Source organism: Evansella sp. AB-rgal1 (assembly GCF_041820985.1).
Classification (GTDB): Bacteria; Bacillota; Bacilli; order Bacillales; family Salisediminibacteriaceae; genus Evansella.
The window spans coordinates 73928-87634 of the sequence record NZ_JBGUAU010000004.1 but is presented as its reverse complement, the minus strand read 5'-3'; the positions used below and the strand labels follow the sequence as shown (position 1 = coordinate 87634).

Annotated in this window: 13 protein-coding genes and 6 tRNA genes; 3 read left to right on the top strand and 16 right to left on the bottom strand. The window is 37.3% G+C overall.

Going from position 1 to position 13707, the window contains the following annotated elements:
- Positions 1-137: 137 nt before the first annotated feature.
- Positions 138-605: a DUF4367 domain-containing protein gene (locus ACERII_RS04420; RefSeq protein ID WP_373640356.1), complete on the top strand. Its 468-nt coding sequence runs from the start codon at positions 138-140 to the stop codon at positions 603-605.
- Between the two features lie 596 nt (positions 606-1201).
- Here the strand turns inward: ACERII_RS04420 and ACERII_RS04410 are convergent.
- The 8 genes from ACERII_RS04410 to sigW form a co-directional block, all read right to left on the bottom strand.
- Positions 1202-1342 carry a hypothetical protein gene (locus tag ACERII_RS04410; protein ID WP_373640354.1) on the bottom strand — a complete coding sequence of 47 codons (141 nt, stop codon included), beginning with the start codon at positions 1340-1342 and terminating at the stop codon, positions 1202-1204.
- Between the two features lie 97 nt (positions 1343-1439).
- Positions 1440-1583 (bottom strand): hypothetical protein, encoded by a 144-nt coding sequence (locus ACERII_RS04405; RefSeq protein WP_373640352.1) that lies wholly within the window; start codon positions 1581-1583, stop codon positions 1440-1442.
- A 1021-nt stretch (positions 1584-2604) separates the two neighbouring features.
- Positions 2605-4407 (bottom strand): glutamine--fructose-6-phosphate transaminase (isomerizing), encoded by a 1803-nt coding sequence (glmS, locus tag ACERII_RS04400; RefSeq protein ID WP_373640351.1) that lies wholly within the window; start codon positions 4405-4407, stop codon positions 2605-2607.
- A 454-nt stretch (positions 4408-4861) separates the two neighbouring features.
- Complete coding sequence (gene glmM, locus ACERII_RS04395; RefSeq protein WP_373640349.1) at positions 4862-6223, bottom strand: phosphoglucosamine mutase; 1362 nt, start codon at positions 6221-6223, stop codon at positions 4862-4864.
- A gap of 56 nt (positions 6224-6279) precedes the next feature.
- Positions 6280-7590 carry a CdaR family protein gene (locus tag ACERII_RS04390; protein ID WP_373640348.1) on the bottom strand — a complete coding sequence of 437 codons (1311 nt, stop codon included), beginning with the start codon at positions 7588-7590 and terminating at the stop codon, positions 6280-6282.
- The gene (gene cdaA / locus ACERII_RS04385) at positions 7583-8401 is read right to left on the bottom strand and encodes a diadenylate cyclase CdaA (RefSeq protein WP_373640347.1); all 819 of its coding nucleotides are present in this window, start codon (positions 8399-8401) and stop codon (positions 7583-7585) included. The genes ACERII_RS04390 and cdaA overlap by 8 nt, the downstream gene beginning before the upstream one ends.
- Before the next feature lie 154 nt (positions 8402-8555).
- Positions 8556-9203: an anti-sigma factor gene (locus ACERII_RS04380; protein WP_373640346.1), complete on the bottom strand. Its 648-nt coding sequence runs from the start codon at positions 9201-9203 to the stop codon at positions 8556-8558.
- A 22-nt stretch (positions 9204-9225) separates the two neighbouring features.
- The gene (gene sigW, locus ACERII_RS04375) at positions 9226-9789 is read right to left on the bottom strand and encodes an RNA polymerase sigma factor SigW (RefSeq protein WP_373640345.1); all 564 of its coding nucleotides are present in this window, start codon (positions 9787-9789) and stop codon (positions 9226-9228) included.
- Between the two features lie 253 nt (positions 9790-10042).
- Here sigW and ACERII_RS04370 point away from each other — a divergent pair, with 253 nt between their 5' ends.
- Positions 10043-10222 carry an aspartyl-phosphate phosphatase Spo0E family protein gene (locus ACERII_RS04370; protein ID WP_373640343.1) on the top strand — a complete coding sequence of 60 codons (180 nt, stop codon included), beginning with the start codon at positions 10043-10045 and terminating at the stop codon, positions 10220-10222.
- A 249-nt stretch (positions 10223-10471) separates the two neighbouring features.
- Here the strand turns inward: ACERII_RS04370 and ACERII_RS04365 are convergent.
- From ACERII_RS04365 to ACERII_RS04335, 7 genes are all read right to left on the bottom strand, one after another.
- A tRNA-Ala gene (locus tag ACERII_RS04365) sits at positions 10472-10547 on the bottom strand.
- A gap of 280 nt (positions 10548-10827) precedes the next feature.
- Positions 10828-10903 (bottom strand) — tRNA-Lys (locus ACERII_RS04360).
- Positions 10904-11159: 256 nt separating this feature from the next.
- Positions 11160-11234, bottom strand: a tRNA-Gln gene (locus tag ACERII_RS04355).
- Positions 11235-11276: 42 nt separating this feature from the next.
- Positions 11277-11351 (bottom strand) — tRNA-Glu (locus ACERII_RS04350).
- A 4-nt stretch (positions 11352-11355) separates the two neighbouring features.
- Positions 11356-11431 (bottom strand) — tRNA-Thr (locus ACERII_RS04345).
- A gap of 1 nt (position 11432) precedes the next feature.
- Positions 11433-11508: transfer RNA gene (locus ACERII_RS04340), tRNA-Asn, on the bottom strand.
- 176 nt (positions 11509-11684) lie between these two features.
- Entirely contained in the window at positions 11685-11927 is a 243-nt protein-coding gene (locus ACERII_RS04335; RefSeq protein WP_373640342.1) for a hypothetical protein, read from the bottom strand.
- Positions 11928-12176: 249 nt separating this feature from the next.
- Between ACERII_RS04335 and pdaB the strand changes: the two genes are divergently transcribed.
- On the top strand, positions 12177-12935 hold the full coding sequence (gene pdaB, locus ACERII_RS04330) for a polysaccharide deacetylase family sporulation protein PdaB (protein WP_373640341.1): 759 nt from the start codon (positions 12177-12179) through the stop codon (positions 12933-12935).
- Positions 12936-12985: 50 nt separating this feature from the next.
- On the opposite strand, the gene ACERII_RS04325 is transcribed toward pdaB, so the two are convergent.
- Complete coding sequence (locus ACERII_RS04325) at positions 12986-13624, bottom strand: KinB-signaling pathway activation protein (RefSeq protein WP_373640339.1); 639 nt, start codon at positions 13622-13624, stop codon at positions 12986-12988.
- Positions 13625-13707 lie beyond the last annotated feature (83 nt).

Genomic DNA, 13707 nt, shown 5'->3' with positions numbered 1-13707 from the left:
GGGCTGTAAATAGTGTATAATTAGTATTGGAATGTTTTGTATGTAAAGTTATAATTATACATTGCTTTTTAGGATTCATATTGCACTAAACGGGGAGAAGAGCTATAAATGATTCAATCACTTCTTAGGAGGTAGTCATGAAAAAATATTCCATCATCGGTATCATTATTTTTTTAATTGGGACTTATATTTATTTCGATACTCAATCAGTTGAAATTGATGAGACAATGTACGGTGAGAGTGATTTAAAGGAAGGTTTTAATGAGCTGGAATTTGAAATTAAACAACCTACTTATTTTCCAGAAGAAATAAAAATACGAGGAATTAATATAATTACACATGATGAGGAACAAGTGATTGCTCATGTTCATGGCAGTTCAAGTAATGGAAAAGGGTTTGACTATTATGCATCCAAGGTTGAGTTATCTCATAGTGAAAATTTCGATTGGGAAGAAATTAAGTTAGAAGACAAAAATGCTCTTATTTCTCGCCGTGAAAACGAAACAACAATCAAATGGGAAGATGACGGGCTAACGTATGAATTAAATTCAGGTGCTACTTTAGATGAAGAGAGCTTAATTGTTATTGCAGAATCATTTGAATAAGGTTTCAATTTGTAAATTAATGAAGTTAACAAACGGGGTTGCGATAGCATCATAATCTGTCGTTTTTCGTTGTGGTTCTAACGGGGAGAATTCCACAACAACTGGAGGTGGTAGAAATCAGTTGGGTAATTGGTATTGGAATAGCGTTGCTAGTCATTGTCTACTTAGCAATGGAATTAGCTACAAATGAAGATAAGGGGATGAATATACGTTCTTATATCAAGGCTTATAAGAAGTCTCTACTGTTTATTTGTATTTTCTTTATTCCACTGATAGTGATTTCGGGAATTATCTACTACACGTTCCTTTAACGTTCACTACAGGTCGTTGTCGCTGCTGTGGCACAAACGGCGAGCGTTAGTGACATAACCTTATATTTCAAAAAGCCCAAATATGCAGTATTTTATGCATAACTGGGCTTTTTAGTTATATAGGATTAGTGAACTGGTGGTATGTTTGTGTCCGTATTCACTCCTCTTATATTCTCACCTAGCATGAATCTTTTCATATTGATTTATTCTAGGAAATTCAGTTTTGTTAACAAAGATATAATACTTTCGTAAGGCATTCTGTATTGATCCATTGGAATCAGTAAATTACTTCTTTATTGGTATCAACGTATTAAACATTTTCTCATCTTCTCTTACTATTTCATCCAGATTAACACGAAATTCAACTTCTATCTTTCTTGCTTTACTTAGCCTAGAACGAATAGCTTTATCCTTACTTTCAATCATACTGTCACTAACCAGGAATCTATCCAGAAGTCGAAGCCTGTTCTACCATTCAAACTGGAGAGATTATTATTCCTTTGCATGAATATAGACCAATATACTAGATATGCTGAGAAGAAAAACAGATTATTTTTAAACTATATTGTTTTTTATTAAGTAAGAGATTGATGAAAAACGATTTTTCCCTTTTCTCTTCATTTTTCTTTCCTCTACTATATTCCCCTGCTAAAAAGTCTTTCCCCATCTCCTCGCCCTCCCTCACTCCCCTCAAACCCTTGCATCTCTAAGCCCTCCCCCTCTTTTCTCGCCTTTTTTCTTCATTCCATTATGCTAAATAGTCCTTCCCTCAAAAGGCTTCTTTTTCGCCATTTTTCCCTCTTTTTTCTGTTCTGGGTTGTACGGAATATTCGGACAATGTTAAAAAGTTGTTCCGTAATGGAGAGAAGAATTAGGAGAAAAGAAAGGAAATGCTGCTATACTAGGATGGTTTTACAGTTAGGAAACACACTGAATAGAGATTGAATATCCTACGGTTCTAGAGTTGAAATACCGATGAAACCCTTATTGGACAAGGGATTTATGCACCTGTTACTTTGTCGGTTTCTCCCCCAACCCCTTCCCATCCCTTCTCCCCCAAGGCTTCTCGCCGTTTTTAGACCCACAGGCAATGTTATTAAGTTCTTCCCCAAAACCCCCGTTTCCCCCCTCTTTTTTCCGTTCCTAGTTGTATAGAATATTCTGACAATGTTAAAAAGTTGGTACCCAAAATGGAGGAAAGAGACAGGAGAAAAGAAGGGAAGTGTAGCAATTTTGGGATGGTGTTACAGTTAGGAAACAAATTGAATAGAGATTGGAAATCCTACTGATTTATGGATTGGGAAACGACTGAAGGCCTTACTGGAAAAGGGATTAGAGGTAGATTGGATAAAAGAAAAAAGACTGAACCCGTATTGGATCCAGCCTTGATTGATATTGATTTTACGATTGATTATTAATTGAGTACATATTGTTCGCCTGCTCTTATTTCGTCATTCTTCCTTCTGCTCCGGATACCAACTATTTAGCAGTAGGTACCGACTTTTTAGCATGGGAACCAACTTTTTAGCAGGGAAATAGGAAAGAGAATTTAGCAGGGGGATAAGTTCAATCTCAGATGTTCTTTTTGTTTTGACATAAAAATACCCCTTTAGATAATCATATCTAAAGGGGTAAAACGGTACATCTTTCTTTTAAATCCACAAAAATTTTATTTTCTATTTCAACGACTACTCCACCGTTACGGACTTCGCTAAATTTCTTGGTTTATCTACGTCGCAATCACGGTGCAATGCAGCGTAATAAGAAATTAATTGTAACGGAATGACACTTACTAATGGAGTAAGGTATTCATGCACGTGAGGAATCACGAGTTGATCGTCTTCTTCCTCTTGACCCTCCATGCTGATCATACAAGGAGATGCGCCACGAGCCACAACTTCCTTCATGTTCCCACGGATACTTAGATTTACATGCTCTTGCGTTGCAATTCCAATTACAGGTGTTCCATCTTCAATTAACGCAATGGTACCATGCTTTAATTCTCCACCTGCAAAACCTTCCGCTTGAATATATGAAATCTCTTTAAGCTTTAATGCTCCTTCAAGACATACATAATAGTCAGCAGCACGACCAATAAAGAAGCAGTTTCTACTAACACTTAAATAATCACGAGCAATTTGCTCCATCACATCTTTTTTATCCGTTAACGTCTCCATTGCGTTTGCTACGATCGCAAGCTCTTGGAGAGGATCAAAGTTCATTGTAATACCTGCTGCTTTTGCTGTATCTACAGCAAGAATTGCTAATACAGCCATTTGAGCTGTATATGCTTTTGTTGAAGCAACTGCGATTTCAGGCCCAGCATACGTGTGTAACGTGTGATCCGCTTCTCTGGATAATGTAGAACCAGGAACGTTCGTAATAGTTAACGTCTTGTAGCCTAGTTCTTTCACAGCTACTAATACGCCACGGCTGTCTGCAGTTTCTCCACTTTGTGAAATAAATATAAAGAGTGGGTTTTCACTTAATAACGGCATGTTATATAAGAATTCACTTGCGATATGAGTTTCTACTGGCTTGTTAGCAATACGTTCAATTAACTGTTTACCAACTAATCCCGCATGATAACTCGTTCCCGCAGCGATAATATATATTCGGTCTGCATCTAACATAGCTTGACGAATGTCTTCTTCAAGCTTGATTGTTTCATCATCTGTTTTATATTTTGAGATAATGTTACGAATAACATATGGTTGCTCGTCAATTTCTTTCAACATATAGTGAGGGTATGTTCCCTTTTCAATATCACTAGCATCTAGCTCTGCAATATAGGAATCACGGGAAATAACATCGCCATCTAATGATTTAATCGTTGCATTGTCACGAGTAACGACAACAATTTCTTTATCCATTAATTCAACAAACTCGTTCGTCACATGAAGCATTGCCATTGCATCACTAGCAACAACATTTACTCCATCGCTTAAACCAACAAGTAATGGACTTTTATTTTTTCCTACATAAATTGTTTCCGCATCATTATTATCAAGCAATGCGATTGCGTAAGAACCTTTCAATAGGCTTAACACTTTTCGGAAAGCTTCTTCTGTACTACTTCCCTCTTTCGCAAATCGATCAATAAGCTGAACAACGATTTCTGTATCTGTGTCACTTATCATCTCTACATTTGCAAGATATTCTCGTCGCAATTGCTCGTAATTCTCAATGACTCCGTTATGCACCATTGTATAACGCTCTGTTACACTACGGTGTGGATGTGCGTTTACTTTACTAGGTGGTCCATGAGTTGCCCAGCGAGTATGACCTATACCAACTGATCCTTCTTCACTAGAATCCACAACGTCACGTAATGTAGCAATACGTCCTTTTTCTTTATAAACATGAACTCCTTCATCATTTACAAGTGCTATCCCAGCAGAGTCATACCCTCTATATTCTAATTTCTCTAATCCTCGTAACAAAATTTCTTTCGCATCTTCCGTTCCTATATATCCAACGATTCCACACATATACATTTCCTCCCTCAGCAGGGCAAGAAATGCCTTTGGGGCATTCTTGCCCCACTCTTTATAAATAGTATTGGTTTTGAATTTATCAACAATACAATTACTTTTGTTCGAAAAGTCACCTCTTCGTTTTAGGTAATTGCTTTCGGTTGTGATGATTCAACCGGGAGGTATCCGCCGAAACTCTCGATAATCCTCCTCCTCGTCAACTATCCATTTGTCCGTCCGTTGGATAGTCCAGGCGCTTATTATAGTAAAACTATTTTTTCTCTTCTATCCTCCTTCCTTATTTTTGAATCTTACTTATCATACTACATCGTAAGAAATAAGGTCAATCCTAATTTTTTACAATTGTTTATCCTTCATCACCTCCTTAAAACTTACTAATACTTACATTTCTTAAAATTAAAATATGCATGAATAACATTTATGTGCTATTCATGCATAAAACTTTTACCTATTCGATAGATCCTAATTCTCTTTTCACAACATTGACGATCTTTTCCACATATTTGTTACACATTTCTTCCGTAGGTGCTTCTGCCATGACACGTACAAGTGGTTCTGTACCTGATGGACGAACTAAAATTCTGCCTTCTCCTTGCATTTCTGCTTCAACCTGATCTATTTCCGCTGCAATTACTTCATTGTTTGTAAGTGCATGCTTATCTGCAACTCGAACATTTACAAGTTTTTGCGGATACTTAGGCATTTCAGCTGCTAACTCCGATAGTGGCTTCCCAGTAGCCTTTACAATACTGCATAGCTGAATACCTGTTAACAAACCATCTCCTGTCGTTGAATAGTCCAGGAAAATAATGTGCCCTGATTGCTCTCCACCAAGATTGTATCCACCTTTACGCATCTCTTCCATTACGTATCGGTCACCTACAGCAGTCTGGGCTGTATCGATATTATTTTGCTCTAATGCTTTGTAAAAACCTAGGTTACTCATTACCGTTGTAACAACAGTATTATGCTTTAGACGACCTTGTTCCTTCATATATTTCGCACAAATAAACATAATTTGGTCGCCATCTATCACATTACCTTTTTCGTCAACAGCGATTAATCTGTCCGCATCTCCGTCAAAGGCAAGACCAATGTCTGCATTTTTCTCAAGAACAACAGAAGCTAGTATATCAGGATGCGTAGATCCTACTCCATCGTTTATATTTACTCCATTTGGAGAAGATCCTATCGTACAGATTTGTTCTGCTTCTAAATCAGCAAACAGATGCGCTGCCAATGGAGATGCAGCACCATGGGCACAGTCTAACACAATATGAAGTCCTGAAAGATCTCCAGCGATCGTTTGCTTTAAAAATTGGAGATATTTCTGTCCACCCTCAAAGTAATCATTTACCTGCCCAATGTCCGCACCGACCGGTCTTGGGAGGTCATCCTCCATATTATCTTCCAAGTGGAGTAGCTTCTCTATTTCAGCTTCTTGACTGTCAAGAAGCTTAAAACCATCTGAGCCGAAAAACTTAATACCATTGTCTTCTACTGGGTTATGGGATGCAGAAATCATAACCCCTGCATCTGCACTTAGAGCCTTCGTTAAGAACGCTACTCCAGGAGTCGAGATTACACCTAATCGCATAACTTCTGCTCCTATTGATAATAAACCTGCTACTAACGCCCCTTCTAACATATGCCCCGAAATTCGAGTATCTCGACCAATTAGAATTTTTGGTTTTGTTGTTTCCTTTGTAAGCACGTATCCACCAAATCTACCAAGTTTAAATGCTAATTCTGGCGTTAATTCTTTATTGGCAACCCCTCTCACACCATCTGTTCCGAAAAACTTTCCCATTTCAATCTCTCCTTAAGGTTTCATTTCCTTATTACTTTGAAAACTCCCACATATTCTCAAGAAGTATCCTCTACTTCTTGTTCGTCTTCTTCTACTTCACTTTCATCATTGAATGACATACTTTCTTGAGATTCAGTATCGGAGATTAGAACTTGAACAGTTGCACGCTCTGTGTTCATCCAAACATTCTGTGGTCCACTAAATTGGAGTGGAACTTCGTGCTCTCCTGCAGATAATCCTTCCAGATTTACGTATAATTGTAAATCACTTCTTTCTAATCTTCCTAATACTGTTGGACTTCCCATAACATTAAGGTTAAGTGTTCCTTCTTCTGGAGATAAAAATGAGTAAGTATAATCTTCAGGTACTCCAGTAACATCTATGACAAAATCTGAGAACACTCTTGTTTCTTCTTGGGTTACATCAATTGTTATTGTAACTACCTCAGGCTCTACACGTTCGACCCCATTCGGTATAGGAACTTCTACTTCAAGAGTTGTATCTTCCGTGATTGAATCCAAATTAATCTCTTCTAGATCAATAAAAGAAATCTCATTAATTACAGGAACTGGACCGTAAATCGTCACTGTTGCTGGTTCCGGTGTAATAGAGTCTATAGCAATTCCACTTGGAAGTTCTCCCCCTCTTCCAATCCGTAACGGTACTTCCTTATTAGGGCTTGTAATAGGAACTGTTACATCTACTGCAGGTGGATCAGTATTGAGATTCAACTCATTTCCGTTTCGATCTAGTACAACGATTCTTGCCGTTTCTTGGAATGTAGCATTTCTCCCTGCTACATCTACACTAGCACGGACATAAGCAATTTGATCAATAATACCTCTAGCTGCTGTAATATCCACATTCGAAGGTGATGATGTTGGAGTACCTATGGTATATCCAGCTTCAATATCACCTTCATTTACCAGTTCTATTTGGACAGGTACTGAAATTGTTTGTCGCTCTTGGATAATAACTCTAACATTTCTAGGCTGTATATTTACAGAAATATCGCTAGGAAAATTTCGGTGTTGTACTTCTACATAATATTCTCCTGGCTCCATATCTCTAACATCTACAAATAATTCATATCTTACTGGTCTCTCAAGAGATAAGCTTGTTAGTATAGCTTGTGGTCCTCGTAAGTTAACTTCGACCGTTTCTGATGACACATCTGTAATCACATAATTTTCTTCATCATATAGGACATTTAATTCCACTTCTCCAAGATACTTTGTCCCATGAGTGATGGGAAGCCCCCCAGGTTGATTTGTTCCACTTTCCATATTCACTACGAGATATAACATAATTGCAATTAACAAGGATATTCCTTTAATAAACCATGTATTATGAAACCATTTATCCATTTTTCTTACCTCCCCACTGCCAGAGAGAAGTTCCATTTTGTTGATCTCTATTCAAAAGTTCATTTTCTAATAAAGTCCGTAGTGCGTCTTCATCTAGATTTCGGTGTAGTTCTCCATTCTTTGTTACCGAAATGCCCCCAGTTTCCTCTGAAACAACTAATGTAATGGAATCTGTTACCTCACTAACTCCCAATGCCGCACGGTGTCTCGTTCCTAGTTCTTTTGAGATAAATGGATTCTCTGATAAAGGTAAATAACAGCCAGCTGCCATAATTTCATTATTTTTTAAAATAACTGCCCCATCATGCAACGGTGTATTGGGAATAAAAACATTAATCAGTAGCTCAGATGTAAGACGAGCGTTCATGGAAATTCCAGTTTCAATATAATCGTTCATACCAGTCTCACGTTCAAGTGAGATTAATGCTCCAATTCTACGTTTCCCCATATAACTAGAGGCTTTAATAATATGTTCAATAGAATTTTTCAATTCTTCTTCCTCTGCCACAGAGCTCTTAGCAAATAAACGTCCTCGCCCCAATTGCTCCAGTGCTCGTCTCAGCTCCGGTTGGAATATAATAATAATCGCTAACGGACCATAAACTACTGCCTGTTGCGTAACCCACTCTAAGGTGATCAATCCGAAAAATCTACTTAGTATCCATACAACTAAAATGACAGTAATCCCTTTTACGAGCTGCACGGCACGTGTACCTCGAATTACCATTATAAGCTTATAGATCACATAAGCTACAAGCACTATATCTATGACAATAACAAACATTGCTAGTAACGAAATATTTTCAAGCATGTTTCTTTCCCCCAAAATGGACTTTGGTTAAGTCGAACTATATACATTATCATTTATTCCACAGTTTTCGTAACTTTAACATTATAACACAAAATATATTTGTTTATGTTTTAGAACCCTAAGTAAAACACATAGGAGAATCTCCTATGTGTTTTTAGTCATTAATACTTTTATCATCGTTACTATCAATAAAACTTATTACATCGGAGAAAAATGATTTTGTTTGAAACCACAGCCACTCTAATACTTGGTTGATTTCCTGAATTTCACCTGCAACATGACCAGCAGATGCCAAATATTGTTCTCCTTTTATAACCGTGATGTTCCCTAACACTTCACCATTAACCTCTACATTCCCATTTTTCACAACTAAATCTCCTGAAATGGTTTGCCCTTCTGGTATAACCACCACTCTGCGTTGTTCATCTACGATAAAGTGGCCATCTCCCTTTACAATTATCTCCTTATTACCTTCTGTCCAGACAGAATGAACACTAATTACAAACATTAAGAAGAAAACTGCAGCAGTCAGAACAAACGGATGTCTTCTCATCCATGTTTTCCACTTATTTTTATAAGATTGTTTGGGAAGTTGACTCATCACATTTGCCGTGAAATTATTTGGCGCTTCCATGTGGGAGGCGCTTTGTATAATGGCTATGGTTTTCTTTAGGTCCCTTAACTGCTTTTCACACTTTTCACACTTTATAATATGACTTTCTAGTTGTTTTTTCTCTAGTAAAGTAACATCTTCATCTAGATACTTGTGAACTTTCTCCGCGAATTCTTTATTACATGCCATCATTAATCCTCCTCTCCACGACTCATGAGTCATTTAGCCTCTTTCGTAATGCTTCCCTGCCACGATGTATTCTTGTTTTCACTGTTGCTACTGGCAAGTTTAATATGTCACTAATCTCTTTTAAAGAGAGATCTTGCATATACTTTAAAATGATAGCAGAACGATATTTAGGTGGTAACAACATAATCTCGTGCTGTATCCATTCTTGCATTTCTAGCTGTACTACTTGGTCCTCTGGCAATTCATCATCCGAAGCAAATTGAGAATAGTATGTAAGGTCTTCCGTACCTGCTACTTGGTCTTCTAAATGAAAATCTGGCTTTTTCTTCCGTATTCGATCTATCGCCAGATTTGTCGCGATTCGAAATAACCATGTAGAAAATTTACGGTTCATATCATACGTCTCTATATTAATATATGCTCGTAAGAAAGCTTCCTGTGATACATCCTGTGCCTCGTGAACATTGCCTAGCATTCGGTAAGAAACTTGATACACTTTATCCTTATACAATTCTACTAGTTCTGAAAAGGCATTTTGATTCCCTTTTTTCACTTCTAATATTATTTTTTTTACTACTGCATCCATAACCGTACTACCTCCGCTTCCCCACGGTCACCTTCTATACGAAAACAACCCCTACAAGGTTTCACAATATAATTATTTTATCATTGGAAAGTGAAAATTCCATTATAATTTTCAAAAAAAGGAAGAGAATGTCTTAATAACACCTGTTTTGTTCACTATTATTTAACAAGAAAGGTTTCATGATAGATCCTAGTGGGTAACATGTACATAAAGAGGAGAGAAACTGTTCATTCAATATAAGGGAGGACTTGCTATGAATAACACAGTATCTCAGAAAAGGCTTTTGGTAGAGATTGAAACAGCGAGGGATGAAATGCATAAACTATCAAATAAAATGAGTAGAACCTCAAATGAGGTTGTAGAAGTTAGCACTCACTTGGACAAACTCCTTAATAAGTACTATGTAATCTCATATGAAAAAAAATCAAATTAATACACTATATAAGAAAAGCCCAAGGCGCCCTTTTGACCGAAATGCAAATGTTCTAGACGATAAAAAGTGCTTTTTACTTTTAATCCTCCAGGTTATTGACACGAGGTCCTGGCGCCTGGAGCTAGACACCTTTCTAAGTTCAAAAAAACTTATAAATTCTTATCTTTTAAAAAAGTCGCATTGCGGCTTTTTTTTTCATATAAAAACCTCCTAGATAAATTAAACCCAAGGAGGTAGTTTTTTATGTATTGGTGGAGCCTAGCGGGATCGAACCGCTGACCTCCTGCGTGCAAGGCAGGCGCTCTCCCAGCTGAGCTAAGGCCCCGTAGTTTATTCGAGGATGTATTTCATGTAGCTTACGGACGATGTAAACGCTCCGAAGTTCCCTGTTTCTCCTCTTCTTGCTTATGCTTTGGTGCTTTTTGCGTCGAAACAACTCGCAGCTTACTCGGTGATGCTTTGCTCGTAGCTGAGCTAAGGCCCCGTAGTTTATTCGAGGATGTATTTCATGTAGCTTACGGACGATGTAAACGCTCCGTAGTTCCCTGTTTCTCCTCTATAGAACATATGCTTTCAATTATTCAATGGTGACTAAAAAATGAAAATGGTGAGCCATGAAGGACTCGAACCTTCGACCCTCTGATTAAAAGTCAGATGCTCTACCAACTGAGCTAATGGCTCGTAGCGTATTCTACGATGATGATTCATGATGCTTTCGGACGATGTAATGCTCCGATGTCTTACCTGTTTTTCCTCTGCTAGTATCACTTTGATGCTTTGTGCGTCAAAACAACTCGCAGTTGTAGCTCATGCTTCGATGCCTTTTCACATTCGACGATGTAACCGCTCGTAACTGAGCTAATAGCTCGTAGCGTATTCTACGATGATGATTCATGATATCTTCCGACGGTGTCTGGCTGCAAAGTCAAACAAAAAATGGCTGGGCTAGAAGGATTCGAACCTTCGCATGACGGAATCAAAATCCGTTGCCTTACCGCTTGGCTATAGCCCATCGAGGATATTAACTTTGTAACCTGCTCAAGTCAGATCACATTGGTGACCCGTACGGGATTCGAACCCGTGTTACCGCCGTGAAAGGGCGGTGTCTTAACCACTTGACCAACGGGCCATCTTGGAGCTTCCTAGCGGGCTTGAACCGCTGACCTCATCCTTACCATGGATGCGCTCTACCTACTGAGCTAAGGAAGCATGGCTCCACAGGTAGGACTCGAACCTACGACCGATCGGTTAACAGCCGATTGCTCTACCAACTGAGCTACTGTGGAATGTTAAAATTATAAAAAACTCCCTTGCTCATAAAAAACTGAATCCTTTTCTTAAGGTCCGTTATTTAGGACATTTGCTATAATACTATTTTTTCTCGAAAAATGCAAGAGGTTAATCATTTATTTTAAGATAGCCCGTATATTATTGGTTAAAGTAAAGTAATTCCGTTGATCGCTTAATCTTCAGACGTTTTATATTGATTAGAATACTGTTTATTTCGAACGTATTTTAAGTATTCTTTTTGAGGTGTAAATCGCTTATAAAGTTTAAATATCATTTGATATCGTTCTTCCATTGCTCGTTTTACAACACCATCTATTCGTGAATCAGTTAGATCTAATAGAAGCTCTTCAAGCTCTCTTTTAAGTAAATATTCCATCTCTTGAGATTCTTTATTCGTTAACATCATTCCTATCATGAATGTATGTACCCCCTACTGAATGTTGTATAAAGCTTTATATACGATTTGTTTTTCTCTAACATCAACTGTTCTCATATACGCTCTTTTTTAAACCTTCATGTAAAAAGCTTATCGATAAATAATACAAAATATATACTCTTAATTACTTGCCATACAAGAAATTATTTTCCTTTTTCCAAAATTTTATTCATACATGCCTGTCCACTGAATACATATGAAGTAAAGAGTGGACAAGGAGGAGAAGTTATGAATTTCATTTGGGTGTGGAACGCAAAGACGCTAAAACGATACATGATCATTGCAATTGCAGCTTTTTTTACAGCAGGTATACTATATGTGGAACGATCTCAGATACCTGTTTTTTCCACAGATGATAAGCCTGTGGCAATTTACAAAGTTGACTCGGATGAGAAAAAAATTGCCCTTACTTTTAATATTAGTTGGGGAGAGGAAAGAGCAATTCCAATCTTAGATACGCTAAAAGAATGTAATGTGACATCAACATTTTTTGTATCTGCTGATTGGGCAGAAAGACATTCAGAAATTATTGAACGCATTTTAGAAGATGGACATGAACTCGGAAGCCACGGGTTTGAGCATGATCATTATACAAAATGGGATGAAGAAAAAATTAAGAAAGACATTCAAACAGCAAATCGAATCCTTCAAGAAGTTAGTAAACAAACGACAAAATATTTACGTCCGCCAAACGGAAGTTTTGATGAAAGAGTATTAAGGGTAGCAGATACGTTACATTACGACATTATTCATTGGAGCATAAATTCAGAAGACTGGACGAATCCAGGGGTTGATAAAATTATCGATAATGTGGTTTCTAATGTAACGAATGGGGATATTGTCTTAATGCACGCATCTGATTCTGCAAAACAAACGAATGAAGCATTGCCTGAATTAATTAATAATTTAAAAAAACAAGGATTTACGTTTAGTTCTGTTTCCGACCTTTTATCTGGAGCAGAAGTCTCTACAAAAGAGGTTCAATAATAAGAAAAGGCGATTAGTTGGAATATCCCTAACTAGTCGCCTTGTGAGTATTATTTTACTGGTTGTGTTTTTACTTTCGTATTTTTGCCCTTACTCACTTTATCCTCAGGTTCATGCAATCTATGCAATACCAAAACTTGCCATGTGTTTGCCACCAATAATGGGACAATAGCTGATATTAAAAAGATTGTATCATTCTCCCGTAAAGCTGGTATCCATTCTATTGTTGTCACACAAACCATAAAAAACAAAGTAGGAATGAATGCACTTGCATTAGTATCCTTACTTTTAAGATATGCCACTATAAGTCCATACATTAGCAACAAGAGAGGCAATCCTACAAAACTAAACATCGTTTGTCCATCTTCAGCAAATAGTAAATGTCGAAAAAACATTAAATCAAATAACACAAACGCAATGAGAACTACTTGGATTTTATTCCAAAGCTTTACTGATTTAAAAATCCCCAACCCGAACCTATGGATAGTTAAGTATGCAAAAAAGCCCATCTGTGCAATAACAGTCCAAATTGCCGGGGTTATTAAAATCATTATAAACCCACCAATTTGCCCATTTGAAAGATCGTTAATGTGAGTTCTCCAATCTAAAATAAACGCAATTAGAAACCCAGAAAAAGTGCCAATTAGCAATGTTGTATAAAATAAAAAAACAACTTTTCGTGTATTCAATGTTTATCCTCCTAGATAATTCAGTCCATCTTTTATTTTATCAAAAAAACAAATTCCTCCGCTAGTTTTTTCTACATAATCTT

Coding starts and splice junctions, on each gene's coding strand:
- ACERII_RS04335 (WP_373640342.1), bottom strand. CDS start 11,927: ATGATAGGAATGATGTTAACGAATAAAGAATCTCAAGAGATGGAATAT.
- ACERII_RS04390 (WP_373640348.1), bottom strand. CDS start 7,590: ATGGATAAATGGTTTCATAATACATGGTTTATTAAAGGAATATCCTTG.
- pdaB (WP_373640341.1), top strand. CDS start 12,177: ATGAATTTCATTTGGGTGTGGAACGCAAAGACGCTAAAACGATACATG.
- glmM (WP_373640349.1), bottom strand. CDS start 6,223: ATGGGAAAGTTTTTCGGAACAGATGGTGTGAGAGGGGTTGCCAATAAA.
- glmS (WP_373640351.1), bottom strand. CDS start 4,407: ATGTGTGGAATCGTTGGATATATAGGAACGGAAGATGCGAAAGAAATT.
- ACERII_RS04370 (WP_373640343.1), top strand. CDS start 10,043: ATGAATAACACAGTATCTCAGAAAAGGCTTTTGGTAGAGATTGAAACA.
- ACERII_RS04380 (WP_373640346.1), bottom strand. CDS start 9,203: ATGGCATGTAATAAAGAATTCGCGGAGAAAGTTCACAAGTATCTAGAT.
- sigW (WP_373640345.1), bottom strand. CDS start 9,789: ATGGATGCAGTAGTAAAAAAAATAATATTAGAAGTGAAAAAAGGGAAT.
- ACERII_RS04420 (WP_373640356.1), top strand. CDS start 138: ATGAAAAAATATTCCATCATCGGTATCATTATTTTTTTAATTGGGACT.
- ACERII_RS04405 (WP_373640352.1), bottom strand. CDS start 1,583: ATGGGGAAAGACTTTTTAGCAGGGGAATATAGTAGAGGAAAGAAAAAT.
- ACERII_RS04410 (WP_373640354.1), bottom strand. CDS start 1,342: ATGATTGAAAGTAAGGATAAAGCTATTCGTTCTAGGCTAAGTAAAGCA.
- cdaA (WP_373640347.1), bottom strand. CDS start 8,401: ATGCTTGAAAATATTTCGTTACTAGCAATGTTTGTTATTGTCATAGAT.